This window comes from Candidatus Berkiella aquae (genome assembly GCF_001431295.2).
GTDB classification, from domain to species: Bacteria; Pseudomonadota; Gammaproteobacteria; order Berkiellales; family Berkiellaceae; genus Berkiella; species Berkiella aquae.
This window is the reverse complement of the sequence record NZ_LKAJ02000001.1, coordinates 945,677-959,608: the sequence shown is the minus strand read 5'-3', so window position 1 is coordinate 959,608 and position 13,932 is coordinate 945,677. Positions and strand designations below refer to the sequence as shown.

The window sequence follows — 13,932 nt, the reverse complement described above, 5'->3', positions numbered from 1 at the left end:
TAGTCTCTTAAAACTAAGTAATGAAAATGCTTACCAGTTCCCGCACGGTCCTTCTGGAGAAGACTCATCAAAATGTTAATGCAATATAACTATTTTTTAATTCATCATCAAGTCAATTGATAGACTTGTTCTAATAACTAGGTAAAATTCAATCAAAAACCCAGCTATCTGCTTATTCCATGATCAAGAGTGAAAGTCGTACTTTTTGTACCATGGTCATGCGTCAGCGCATGATTCAACAAAGCAATCATCGAAGAAATAACGCAATAAAACCAGTACACGAAGATAAGTCCAAAGCAATCATTCTACGCCACTAAGTCAAATTATCAGAGGAAATAGAAGTGGTGATAAGACATTCGCTCTAATAAAAAAACTGCGGCAACAGTGAATAGTGTATACCGATGCCGCAGTGTAGGAGGAATGCAAAAATCTTAAATCTTAATTCCGAACAGCTTTATCGAGGTGTTTGTCATCACTAAAACAAACGCCTCTTTTTACCATTACAACCGTAACTTGCTCATTTGTTTTTCAAGTTGGGTTTCATATTCTGGAGTCCCAGAAATGATTTCATCTGAAAGCATTTGAATAGCAGATTGCAAAGCTAGCTTATCTTTTTTTGATACTTTTGAATTTTTAGAAGCTTCACTCATACTATTTAACGCTAACGTAAAAGCCGCTTTAGGCTGTAGTAGTTGTGTTTTTAAAGAAGGATTCTTACGCTTCTTCTTTTCTGAAATATAATGCTCTACTCCTGCTTGGGTTTCTGCTGGTGTATGAAAATCTCCTCTTAGAAAAGAGGCGACTAATAACGCGCCCGATAGCTTTCGCAGCTCTTCTTCTTTAGTGAGTAACTTCCCGCTTCTATTATAACCGAGTACTCCTTCTATCGCTGATAAAGCTAATGGTGCCGTACCAGAGGTATGAGCGCGTACATCAATATTGCTTTTTAAAGCAGCCGCCGGCCATGATAAAGCATGATCATTGTGCTTTTGAAATACTCTCGCTGGTAATTTTTGAGCAGGTAGCACTACCTCTTCATCTATCCCATCTAAATCAGAGGCTTCTGACACGTCTTCTGCTTCAATATCAATATCATCATCAAGTGAGATTGGCGAGCGAGCCACATCATCAAATCCTCTGTTTACATAGGCTTCACCAATAGGCGGCATAATAACATCTCCATTGGTAAATCTTATCTTCTGAATAAGCTCATTCATCTGCTTTTGAGCCGGTGTCGCATTCTGCATTGGATCGTTGGGGTTCGTTGGTGGCAAGCTCCAATTAGCATGAATCATGCGGTATCCAATAGCAGTCGCAACGGTTTCTAATCCGGTAATCAATCGACTGGGAGACATTTTTCGAGGATCTTTGTTTAAGAACGCTTTAAAGGTTTGCGCATTCTTGAAACCACCCCGCGCCATATCTCTAGAACCACCCAATAACCATTCAATTCCTTCATCTGGCTCATTGACAAAAGTACTTTTCATCTCTTGATGTAAATCGCATAGCATTTCCAGCACCTTTTCATCAGGGTGTCGCATAACTGCACGTGATATCGATTTAACTGTTTGGTTAATTTTATTAGGTTGAATAGACACATTTTCATCTGATCTTCGAAGTTTATCACTTATTTTTTCTTTACCTACATTAAGTAAAATTTCTTCAGCTTCTTTACCTTGTTCAGAAAAGTCAAAATGAAGTTGTGGCATGATATGAACCTTATTTGACACTTTGTTCAAATTTGCCATATTCTTATAAGTGGTACCATAACTGCGACCAAATGTATTTGGTGACACTCTTCTACCTATATTTTGATACATAAAACTTAACATCTCACGACTCCTAACAAAAACTCGTTATATTTTTCAATGAAAAAAGAATAGCGTAATTTCTGTCAGGAAAAACTATAATAAAGTTACAGCCCCGAAGCTATTCGTCGGGGATAAATGGATACCGCGCATCTCAGGTTCTCTCAGAGGTACCGCAGCAAGTCGTTATCAATTGATTCTCTTTCTCTTTTTTACTTCGGCATTCACCTCATTACTTTTTGTAGCTTCATCAACAATCAATTCGATAAGTTGTTGTTTATCGTTTTCATGCACTAAACCGACAGGATCACCATAAATTTCAAAATCATCGTGAAAACGATGATAATTGGTAAAGGGATCAAAACAAGCTAATGCAACAAAGCAGGCGCTAAACGCGCGATCCTTGACTGATAGCTCAACAATATGCGTACTTGTCAGTTTGCAATGAAGTTCTGTCTTTTCAAGAAGACAGGAAGCGACTTCATTATGATACTTCGTTAAAATCACCAATAAATCGCCACTCAGTCTATTTGCTATCGCTTGATTGTTCAGCAAACGCATTGCCAATTTCGCATTGCAACTGCAGATCTCTAGTACTTGTGCAAAATCGATTAAGGATAATAGAACCTTATCTTTTAAAATAAATTGAATGGTTTCAAGTGAGTTCTGACAATCTTCTAGAATGCTCTGAAAAACTGCTGGTTTACTAAAATCTTCTTTTCTCAGTGGTTTAGACCATTGCTTACAAACCGCTGCTAGTTTATTTTCACCCATTGAACGATAAAGTGGAAGATAATTAAAAATGGTCTCACGAAGTTCTTGTATTGCCAATACGGTTGCTACTACGGCCTCATCATTAGCATTCAGTTTTGGTTTTTTACAAGCTTGCTCTGTAGCAACTCTCTGTTTCGGGCCTGGTTTCATTGTCATCTCCGTTTGTTAAGGTCATATTCCCACCGCTGATAACTCATCAGAATGTCAGGAATAATCCTAGCTTTTTCTAGCCTAGCCATCAAGTTAGTTAATTTGCGCTTTATTGATTTCTTCGAACAATTAGATTTTATTTTATTAGAAATCTAGTTTTAATGAACGCTTGATGTTTTGTCTTTGCAAGCAACAGACGCAGGAAGTAGATGAAAGAAGTGATGTCGTTTTCATCTTGTTTCTAAGCTTGTGTATTGATCATTCTATTTGCCACCGGAGCTTTCATCAGCGTTTCTTTAATGCTTTCTCATTTTCCTAAAAATACCTGTCACACAGTAAGACTTAGTTCTAACAGAATAGCGCCAGTTTACATTTAACCCAGAAAAAATCAGCACATTCGAACATGGCTTAATAAAAATCTCGCTTGACTTCATTTTTCTAAAAAGTATGATTGCGTTTTTTCAGAAATAGAGTTTTTCCCATGATTTCAGGTTTTAGTGCCCGCCATAATCCACCCCTTTCACATGACATTCAATTACTCAAAAGCGATCTTTCTCTCAGAGACTACAAACAAGCCGCCAGCAGAATAAAAGAAATGAAAAACCCTCATGATGCCAAAGCGGTTTATGAGGCTGTTTTTGCAAAGAATATTCCCACTTGTTGGTTAGGTCTTCTGCAAAACCCAGTATTAAGTGATGAACTTTCATCGGAAAATCTACAAAACTTATTAAACAAAGCAGATACCGTGCTGAAGCGCTCGCCGCAACATATTGCGCTTTGTCGCGTTGGCCTTGTCATTGCCAAAAATGCTAATTTATGCCGCAAAATTAATTATGCCAGTTTAGTTCCCTATACTTCCCGTAATCCCCATTTGGCATTCTATATTTGTGTCAATCCGGATTTTTTAAGCCATCTTGACCCTCAAACCATTAATGATTTGATTAAAATTTGCCCAACTCGAATAAAAAGTATTTTAAATAATTTGCTGTTTATTTTGCAGACCAAAGATAATGAAAATGCTCAAAAGCGAGATTGGGCAAAGCATGTTTTAGAATACCTTATTTTACACTCTGTATTTGTTCGAATGACAATCCAAAGTGACCCGGAAGAATATGCGCTTTTCATTCGAGAACTTAAGCATCGTTTTCTGCATAATCGACCGTTTGCAAAAGAAGTTTTAAAATCATTGAAGCTTTGTACTCTTTTGCAAGTTCCCACCAATGATGCCCATAAACATCCTTTTTTAACTGGCCGGGATTTTTTAGAAATTGGTCAGCATTATATGGGCACGGTGAATTTTACGCTGGCTTCAGATTATTTTCTTTTTGCATTAGAGCTGGAAGAATATTATGCCAATTTATCGCTGGTTACGTTAGTTCAAGATGACGATCCTCAAGAAGCCTGGGAATGGTTACAACACGCCATAAAACGGTTACCCAAAGGTGATCCGCAATTAAAGAAGGCCCTACAAGATTTTTATGATTTCGTTCGTGAAGCGCAGCATTTTGAATTAGCTGATAAAGTATTATCTCATTTACCTGTAGAAGATGACTTAGACGACTTGATTGGAAAATTGACCGTTGAGGATGAACCACCTTCTTTAGCGGCATTGGATGAAACACTCTCTGGCTTTCTACCAGCCTATTCTTCGACGTGTGAGCAACCTGCCAAGGCATCTGCATCGACTTCGACTGCTCCCCCTTCTTTTGCCTCGCAGATTTTGAAGAAAAGCCGGCCTTATCTTTACGAGTAGCATCAAGCGCAAGCTAACAAGTTAATTATATTGTTAGCTTGCAAACATCCATATAATGATGCATTTCAACCTTCTCTTGACATCTGGCAGTCTAATCGCCAAAATGCGCGTCTACTTCGTGGCTATGTAGCTCAGCTGGTTAGAGCGCGGCACTCATAATGCTGAGGTCGGTGGTTCGAGTCCACCCATAGCCACCATAAAAATCAAAGACTTACGAAACATCTAATAAACAACTCTCATTTCGGAAGCCCACTGGAAGCCCAGATAGACTTTGGTTCTTTCTTAATTCAGGCCGAGTTGCAATTTATGAGCAGCATTTTAAAGTCATCAAAAAGGCTTTTTTCAATTTGGAGCACAGGGTAACTCCATCTCAAGAGGCAACCTAGGCACTCTGATTGTTTAGAGGCCAAAGCAATAAGTGGGTCCGTGTAAATAATTAAACTCTCACCCTCTTGAATTAGCATTGGCCCTGAGGGAAGCAAACATTGAGAGATATCTGCCAAGCAATCAATAATAATCCCTTTGTCTTGCCAGAGTACATTTTTGAACCAAACATAATTCTCTGAATATCTCACCGCTCACTTCCTTGTCGACTTAATTCGAAAAATTTATTGTCACATTAACTTAATAATCCCATTAATGATATAAATATGTCAATTTATGAGATATTAATTATATTTGTGAGTTACAATTAATAATAATTTGGTAAATTTAGATTTTTATTGATACTATTGAAAACTATCATCTCAATTTTGACGTGAGTTAACTAAGAATGAAAGATGCACTTAAAAGAACTCCGAAGGAGAAAGCAAAACAAGAAGTTTCTTTCAGTAGCATTATTGCGAAAAACTTACAGCATCTTTCGATCAGATCGGGATTGAGTGAAGCAGAAATTGCAAGAAGGATAGATTGTCCTCCTCAAACATTGAATAGAATATTCCGTGGCCAAACAAGTGATCCTAAAATTTCCATCGTAAGTAGGTTATCCCAGTTGTTTGAAGTACCTATTTCCCACCTTTTAAGTAATGATCTGACAAATGATTATGGAAATTATAGGGTGTTACCACTATTAGAATGGGAAGAGTTGCCAGATATCACGCATTTTAATTCTTTAGTGTCAGATAAGGCAAAACGAAGCTGGCAGCCTGTTTCTATTGAGGTATCTGAAAATGCTTTTTTGTTAGCCTCAAAAAAATCAATGTATTCCCGGTTTCCTCAAGGAACCTTTTTTGTTATAGATCCTAATGCTCAGCCCCAAGATGGTGATATTGTAATTGTCCATTTTAGACAAAATAATATTTTTTCAGCTAGAGAATTAATTATTGATGCCCCTGAATGGAAATTCAATAACCTGATCGATGATACCAGTTCTCTTTGCTATCAGATTTCTGAACATGTGATTATTGGCGTTGTCTTAGAAAAGCGCTATTTCCAGAGTAGGTAAACATATTTAAATCTAACGGCACATAAAAAACTGTTTTAATAAATTTGAATTGTATTGCCTTCGCCCAGAACTGATTCCAATTTGAAAAATATCGTGATAATCAATTCGAAGAATATCTTTTTCATTCGAAAATAAATCATGAATGCTATAGTTAACTACTTTTTTGTTGAGGAAATCATAAAACATAAATTCGCCTGATCTGTTTTCACTTTCCAATACTAATGTTGCATTTGTTCGATCTGTTCTAATATTCTCTAAATGAACCTTTTCAAGCACACCTAAGCCATACTCAGCTTAAGAATAAGAACAACCAACATAATCCATTTTCGATTAAAAGTAATACACCTTTTTATTAGGTTGCTATGCCCTAATAAAGTAGATCTACAAAAAAGTGACAACAAGAATCATTGGAATTAACAACAAATATTGATTACCATCACCATCATACAATTTCATCAAAAAAGTAAGTGATACTAGAATGATAAATTATGCACACCTCACTAAATTACCCATTATTGCGTTATCGATGGCAGCCAAGGAAGGAGATTATCAAAGTGTTGTAAAGATGCTTGAAGATCCTCTTCTTGATCCTTCAGGTGATCAAAACATGCCTATCTACAGTGCAGCGTCACACGGGCATCTTGATATTGTTGAATTATTATTAACTGATCCTAGAGTGGATCCTCAGGGAGCTTTGTCAATTGCATCAGAGAAAGGGCATGCAAAGGTAGTTGAACGTTTACTAAAAGATCCTAGAACCGAGCCATCAGCGAATGACAATTTGCTTCTACGTGAAGTGATTCAAACCGGACGTTTTTTAGAGATCATCAAGCTTTTGTTAAATCACCCTAGCGTAGAACAAGCTGTTTATAGTGATAGAATTAGCGATTTAGTAGAAAAATGTCATCAGTCTGATATATGGAGATTTTTGACAGGGTATCGAAAAATGAATGAGCTTTTCCTCAGCGCCGTGCGAGGTGATAATGAAGTTTTTAATTATTGGTCATCCAAAACGCTGCATCATAACCCGATTCCAGCTTGGGCAGGAATTGAGGAATATCATCAAAGAGCAAAACAATTACTTGCCCATCCTTTGGTAACAGTGCAGGCACAAAATAAAGCCGCATTTAACTTCGCTATTGAATTTAAATATGACGATCTCGTTGAACTCATGACAATACATCCGACATGCAATATTTCTATAAAAAAGAAAGCTATTGAAGCTGCAGCCTTTACTGGCAATATTCAAAGGGTTAAAAATTTAAGCCTTAATATAACTGGGACTACTCAAGATGAAATAATAAAAAATACGCAGATCATTGAAGAAGCAAAGCGCAAAATACAGCAAGCGATCAAAAATATTGCTGACGGCGACATCATCATTCCAGAGTCCTCTAACGCAGTGTTGTATTCTTATTCATCGATTGGTTTAAAAAAAGAGAATGAGGTTAGTAAAGAATTCGAAACAGCGAATGAAAAGCTAGATATTGCAGCTAATAATAAGAATAAGCTTCAATTCAATTCGTAAGATAGAGAAAATGGGGTCAGATACCGACCCCTAATTATTTTTAGGGTCAAGCATGGCTCATGAATATCTTTTATGTAAAATTTATAAAATGGGTAAGGAACTTATTGAACGGCGAGTCTATTTAACTTTGGCTTAGGATTGAATCTTGTCACCCTGTTGGATGCCAAGAATTGAGATATTGGCAGTGACAACTTTTAACTAATTCAGTTTACGTTTTTTGAGCGGTTGAACAGGCTCCTTTTGTTGGTCATCTTCACGCTTTCTTTTTCTCTACTCTTGCACGTCCGATTTAAGGTAAAAAACTCAACATTAATTAGCATAAACCACTAATAATTCATCCCACTGAGTCATATATGAAGGAGAAATATTTTCTTGATGCGATTTCCAAGCCTTTCTATACCCACAAACAGCAAACTGGACAGTCTGCTTGCCGTATTTCCCATTAATTTTATCTAAGGCATTCATCAAATTATGATTATTCATAACCTTATCATCAATAAAAATATCAGGTTGAGTTACCCTTCCGTGTATTAAATCTAAAAGCATGACTCCTGCTTTTTTGTATCGATATTTCTCTCTAAATATTTTTTGTAGCCCCTCGACGGCATATTTTAAAATAACCATGGCGTTATCAGTTTCAATCGGAAATTTTAAACTGATAGAATTTGAATATTGCGAATCGGTTTTGTTAAAGTGGTTAGTTCTAATAAAAACCATTATTCCTGTAGCTAAGGAATTTTGGCTTCGTAATTTTTCAGCTGCTCTGGTAGCAAAGTTGGCAACTGCTTCTCTTATATCGCTATATAAAGTTACTGGTGACCCAAAGGATCGAGATACCATAATATTTTTACGTGGAGCCATTTCTTCAAGAGCGATACAACTGATTCCTTGCAGCTCTAATACGGTTCTTGCCAATATAACACTAAATTTTTTCTTTATTTCATAATGATTACATGCAGATAAATCGTAAGCTGTTTTAATGCCAATATCTTTCAACCGATAGGACCATTGCCTTCCTACGCCCCAAATTTCATCAACAGGAATTAGTTTTAAAAGAGGTTGCACTAAAATCGCATTTTTAATTTCGAAAACACCTTCTGCTGTAGGACTGCTTTTAGCAAAATGATTAGCCAGTTTAGCCAACGTTTTAGTTGGCCCTATCCCAATCGAAACAGGCATTTTTAATCCAAGTAAAATGCTTTTTCTAATTAATTTTCCATATTCAGTCAAATCCCAATTTGAAAATCCTGACAGCCCTAAGAAAATTTCATCAATTGAATATATTTCAAAATCCGGTGAATAACTTTGTAATAACTTCATTACTCTATTCGAAATATCTCCATATAAAGCATAATTCGATGAATAAACGAAAATTTTATGTTTCTTTACCAGATCTTTACATTGATAAAGAGGATGTCCCATCCTAATACCTAATGCTTTTGCCTCATTAGAACGTGCAATTACACAGCCGTCATTATTGGATAAAACAATAACGGGTTTGCCATCAATTCGAGGATTGAATACTCTCTCACACGAAACATAAAAGTTATTACAATCTATTAAGGCAAACATTACACACCTAATTTTTGATTAATGCACAGTTATCAAAAATATAGATCGGATTTCTGCAAGGATCAAGCATGTTAGCTATGATCCTAAATAATGATTTTTCTCGCTATTTTTATCAAATAATTATTTGATTTCTAATAATGCAATTTGTAGGATGTGCGGTTTGCCAAATTAGTAATGCATAAGGGCGGGGTGAATCTTGATAAATTGGAAAAGAGGAGTATTAAGAGTATGGAAACTTTTATCTCTAGTATGGTTTTGTTCATTTGCTATGGCGGCATTTGGAGCATCTAATCCAGATGATTTAATTTTAGCTCTTGGGCTTGGAATTATTCTTCCCGGTCTTATGTATATTCCTTGTCGATTGCTGATTTGGATCCTAAATGGTTTTGCAGAAGAAAGGCTACGCAACAATACCTAAATAGATTTGAGTTGAAGCCGTTATGAAATAAAAAATTATTGCCTGCTTTAAGACAATATTATACCCAACATAATTTTTTTTCATTCGAATACACCGTCTCATTAGTAAATGGATTCGAGCTCGCATTAAATCTAACAAGATTGTTACTAAATAAATTCATTTTTATATTGCAATTAATTGACACAATATTTTTGATTTGAAACAAAATAGAGCGGTTTGTTTAGCTTGTTCTATCAGATAGGACTTGGTTGCTGCACCTGATTGTGACAGGTTCTGGATAATATCTTTCGCACTTTGTATTGCGCTATTTGCTTTCTCAATATCCCATTCTGTAAAGCTTGCAAAGTCTTCATGGATTTTATTAGCATGGACATGCGATGTGCTGCCCATGCTTTTGAAGCGAGATGAGAATTCTTGTTCGGCTTGGCGGATGGATTCGGTAAAATCTGACGTGTCAGCTCTTAGTACGAGGGTAACGGCAGACTGATTCATCGTTTTAGAACGAACAATATCCTGATAATTCAATCAATATGGCAATTCCCTTTTCGAATAATGTCCCAAATAAAGGAGCATTCTCATGAAATATCAAACTATTTAATAGTGGAACTAAAGAAATCATTTTCTTACTTTAAAAGGTGGGAGCATCTGGTGCAATAAAGCCCTCAGCTTGACTACTCCAAAGTTTATAGAAATGGCCGTTTGTATTTTGAAGCAGTGTCTCTAAGGAACCATCTTCTACAATTTTCCCATCAACAAATACCAATATTCTATCCATATCCTTTAATGTCGATAATCTATGCGCAATTGCAATAGTTGTTTTATTAATCATCAATTCATGCAAACTTTCCTTTATGTAATCTTCAGTTATTGAGTCTAAAGCTGAAGTAGCTTCATCCAATAACAAAATAGGAGCCTGTTTGAGGAATGCACGTGCAATTGAAATTCTTTGCTTTTGTCCACCTGACAACTTCACTCCGCGCTCACCTACTAAACATTCATATTGATTGGGTAGCTCAGAAATGAATTCGTGGCATTTCGCTTTTTTGGCAGCTTCAATAACTTCTTCATCTGTAGCGTCGGATCTACCAAAACGTATATTTTCCATTATGGTTCGATGAAATAATTCTGGATCTTGTGGAATAGTTGCTATTTGCTTTCTTAAGGAACGAAGTGCAACTTTTTGAATATCTTGATCATCAATCAAGATGTTACCACCTTGGGGCTCTATTAAGCGTAATATTAATTTAATAAAGGTTGATTTGCCGCCTCCTGAATAGCCGACTAATCCAACATTTTGACCAGGATGAATAGTGACATTTAGACTATTGAATAGAAGTTGATTATCAATATATTGAAAATTCACATTTTCAAATTTTATTTCACCATGCTTGATCCTAATTGGAGATGATCCTGGAGCATCCTTAATCTCATGTGGTAATCTAACAAAGCTTAAAGCTTGATTACAAGTTCCAATTAATTTAGAAAATTGTTGCAGATCACTTCCCACCCTAAAAACGCCATCAAGAAAAGTAAGCGATATCATCATCACAAGTGCAAAATCACCAGGGCTAACTGTGCCATTTACACGGCCATAGATAAGAGACAATATCATTGTACCAATTAAAATGGTAACACCGGTTCCTTGTCCAAAATTGATTTTTAAATTTCTCCATTGCAATCTGCGATCATTGGCAACTACTTGCTGGATCTCTTTATCAATATATGAAATCTCTTGAGGAAGATTGGCATATAATTTTACCGCCATAACGTTAGAGATGGAATCAATCATGGTCCCATCTACCTTCGCTCCTGTCTCAGAAAGTTCTCTTGAGATTTTTTCTGAACCTTTTGCAGCTAAATACGATAGGCTCATAAACGAAAGTGCCCATACAAAAAGAAAAATGCCAAAAATGGGTTGCACTACAGCAAATAAAGTAATGCTCGCGATTAGAATTGAAAATATTCTGGGAATAAATAACTCGAATAGCATTCTAATAACTGATTCTACGTTGTCAGACATGTTAGAAATTTTCTTTATTAAACTTCCCGCAAAATGATTTTGAAAAAAAGTATGTGAATGGTGCATTAAATAAGAAAACATATCTTTACTGATAGATGATTTAATCTCTGGATATAAAAGTAATTGCAGGTAGGAATTAAACCGATAAAATATGTTTAAAACCATTGGTATAGATATATAAATTATTACTGGTATCAATAGGGCATTGTATAATTGGTCGTTTTCAGGATAACGAGCTACTGCATCTATGATTACTTTTAATAAGTAAGGACTAAGTGACATCTCAATTGCACCCAGTAGTCCACAAAACAGAAAAAACAATAAATATGATTTTTTATTTTTTAAATAATGCCATATGAAAGAAAATAGTTTCCCAGGCAAATTTTGATTAATTTGTAGTTGTGGATCCATACAGCTTTCCTGAAAAACTGGAACATAATTAGTTTCTAAATGTATCATATCGACTGAATTAAAATAAGGTTTAAATAAACAACCTGAATAATTTGCCATACACATCATACGCTCAAGCTGAGAATATCTCGTTCAATTATGTCAATGTGGCCATGTTTATTTGTACTGAGTTATCCCAACTAAATTTTTTCGTCATTGCTGTAACCTTCACGGCGATGAGGATGCTTTGTTTTAAAATTTATCGTGACGATTAGCTCGTGTAGGTATCACAAAAAAGACTATATTTGTTCGAATATAATAAAAACAATTGTCTTTGTCTTCGACCCCCTTCTTCCCGTCGGGAAATCCTTTATGTCATTTAATTTGACATCTATAGTTTGTGTTATTTTAACATCACATAAGGCATCTATTATGAAACGTGGGGCAGAGACAGAACTAGGAAATAATCCTAAAAAAATGAGATATGATCTAAATGAGCTTCAGCGGCAATTAGATGAGCTAGCATCAACATTAAATAATATTACTGATCAAAATCGAACTGAAATATTGGAAAAAATTAATAACTTTGTATCTACCACACCTATTGAACAACTTGATGTAAACAATTTACTTGTCATTATTGCTAAGAATGCAAAAAAAGTATTTGTAGATGATCAGTCTGCCGCTTTAGCTATCGAAATGCTTACAAAGGCCTTGTCAGAAAACATAGAAAAAATTGATTGGAATATACCGTCGTTTAACGTTGACTCTAATGATAATATGCCCTTGTTTACAATGATGGTCTATATCCTAGGTAATGCATTGAGATGGAGTAATAAGGTTTCAGAAAACGATCTAAAATTTTTAACAAATTTACTTAATGAATTTATAACTAACTCAAACCTTAAAATTAATTGGTTTGAAAAAGTAGGTCCCCAAAATACGAATATCAGAATGCCTATATGGCATTTATTAGTAATGTTATCAACAGAGCTAAATCATGAATTTTTACAGAACTTTATCTATGGCCAATATCATACAATGATTGCCATGTCGGAAATTCCACATCTATTAAAAAATCCAATAAGAGAATTATGCAAAGAAAAGCATGCTAATATTGCAAATCGTGCATTAGCGAGCAAATTGTATCTTCTCAATAAAAAGTTTGCAAACAGTGGTGATAACGCATCCGTGGATATCTTAACAAATGAGATTGATTTAATAGTCAAGAATATTTCTGCTAAACTATGGCATTTTAATAACACATGTCAAGGTCTACCAGAAGACATTGTAAAAGTCCTCAATTGTAATATCATCATCAGCGAATTAAGTGAGTTCTTGATTGATGGAACCCAAGAACAGCAACAAGCATTTGCTTGGTATCTCCTCACTTCAGGGCGCTTCATTTACAAACCAACGCAAGCTGAAATTGATCAAGGGAATGCTGATGCAGCTTTGTTACAAAGCACCTTAGATAAGAAATCCTATGATTTTACAGCTAAATTAGCGACAAGTGATTATCAGGATATGCGACCTATGTCAGAACTGCCTTTATTCTCAAATCCCAATTTTAACCATACAATTCATAAGAGAATTTCAAAAGCCTTAGGCGATTTAAAAAATGAACATAAATTACCTAACTTTTTAAATAGTTATCAAAGACATAAAATTACCAATGCCATTGCTAATATGAATAGTGATTTTAAATTAGATGACATTAAGAAGACGATTAATTTGGCGATGAAGTAATTTAACAATTAGGAGGGAGGAATCTGATTTCTCCCTCAATCCTCTATTAATTATACCCTGTATAAGAGATTTTCCTGAGAGATTGATATTCCGTTGTAATCGTATCTCGGCCTATTTGCTTAATCTGTTCAGCTTGAAGACCTGACCAAAAGTCAGGAGAAAATTTGCAGAAATCTCTAATGACAAATCCTGGTATCGTTAAACACATATTTCATTTTAAAGATTTGATGCAGTACTAAATTGTAACAATACCATTATAATCAATAATACGAGTACTGGAGTAACGATAACGATAAATGGCAAAAGAACATAAAATAGAAATTTTA

General features: G+C 35.4%; 10 protein-coding genes and 1 tRNA gene. 6 read left to right on the top strand and 5 right to left on the bottom strand.

Annotation, left to right across the window (positions count from 1 at the left end; translation table 11 throughout):
* Positions 1–500: 500 nt before the first annotated feature.
* Complete coding sequence (locus HT99x_RS04495) at positions 501–1,709, bottom strand: hypothetical protein (protein WP_259565500.1); 1,209 nt, start codon at positions 1,707–1,709, stop codon at positions 501–503.
* Between the two features lie 288 nt (positions 1,710–1,997).
* Positions 1,998–2,732, bottom strand: coding sequence for a hypothetical protein (locus HT99x_RS04490; RefSeq protein WP_075066840.1), 735 nt, complete (start codon positions 2,730–2,732; stop codon positions 1,998–2,000).
* A gap of 481 nt (positions 2,733–3,213) precedes the next feature.
* Here HT99x_RS04490 and HT99x_RS04485 point away from each other — a divergent pair, with 481 nt between their 5' ends.
* The 4 genes from HT99x_RS04485 (at position 3,214) to HT99x_RS04470 (ending at position 7,457) form a co-directional block, all read left to right on the top strand.
* Entirely contained in the window at positions 3,214–4,485 is a 1,272-nt protein-coding gene (locus HT99x_RS04485; protein ID WP_075066841.1) for a hypothetical protein, read from the top strand.
* 120 nt (positions 4,486–4,605) lie between these two features.
* Positions 4,606–4,682, top strand: a tRNA-Met gene (locus HT99x_RS04480).
* A 575-nt stretch (positions 4,683–5,257) separates the two neighbouring features.
* Entirely contained in the window at positions 5,258–5,929 is a 672-nt protein-coding gene (locus HT99x_RS04475) for a helix-turn-helix domain-containing protein (RefSeq protein ID WP_075066843.1), read from the top strand.
* Between the two features lie 478 nt (positions 5,930–6,407).
* Positions 6,408–7,457 carry an ankyrin repeat domain-containing protein gene (locus HT99x_RS04470; protein WP_075066845.1) on the top strand — a complete coding sequence of 350 codons (1,050 nt, stop codon included), beginning with the start codon at positions 6,408–6,410 and terminating at the stop codon, positions 7,455–7,457.
* A gap of 309 nt (positions 7,458–7,766) precedes the next feature.
* Here the strand turns inward: HT99x_RS04470 and HT99x_RS04465 are convergent, their stop codons facing one another.
* A complete protein-coding gene (locus tag HT99x_RS04465; protein ID WP_075066846.1) occupies positions 7,767–9,029 on the bottom strand; it encodes a translesion error-prone DNA polymerase V subunit UmuC in 1,263 nt (420 codons plus the stop codon).
* A gap of 196 nt (positions 9,030–9,225) precedes the next feature.
* Between HT99x_RS04465 and HT99x_RS04460 the strand changes: the two genes are divergently transcribed.
* Complete coding sequence (locus HT99x_RS04460; protein WP_139016619.1) at positions 9,226–9,447, top strand: hypothetical protein; 222 nt, start codon at positions 9,226–9,228, stop codon at positions 9,445–9,447.
* Between the two features lie 162 nt (positions 9,448–9,609).
* Here HT99x_RS04460 and HT99x_RS04455 read toward each other — a convergent pair whose 3' ends face one another.
* Positions 9,610–9,972 (bottom strand): hypothetical protein, encoded by a 363-nt coding sequence (locus tag HT99x_RS04455; RefSeq protein ID WP_139016620.1) that lies wholly within the window; start codon positions 9,970–9,972, stop codon positions 9,610–9,612.
* A gap of 103 nt (positions 9,973–10,075) precedes the next feature.
* On the bottom strand, positions 10,076–11,878 hold the full coding sequence (locus HT99x_RS04450) for an ATP-binding cassette domain-containing protein (protein ID WP_075066892.1): 1,803 nt from the start codon (positions 11,876–11,878) through the stop codon (positions 10,076–10,078).
* Positions 11,879–12,289: 411 nt separating this feature from the next.
* On the opposite strand from HT99x_RS04450, the gene HT99x_RS04445 reads away from it, so the two are divergent.
* A complete protein-coding gene (locus HT99x_RS04445; protein ID WP_075066848.1) occupies positions 12,290–13,606 on the top strand; it encodes a hypothetical protein in 1,317 nt (438 codons plus the stop codon).
* Positions 13,607–13,932 lie beyond the last annotated feature (326 nt).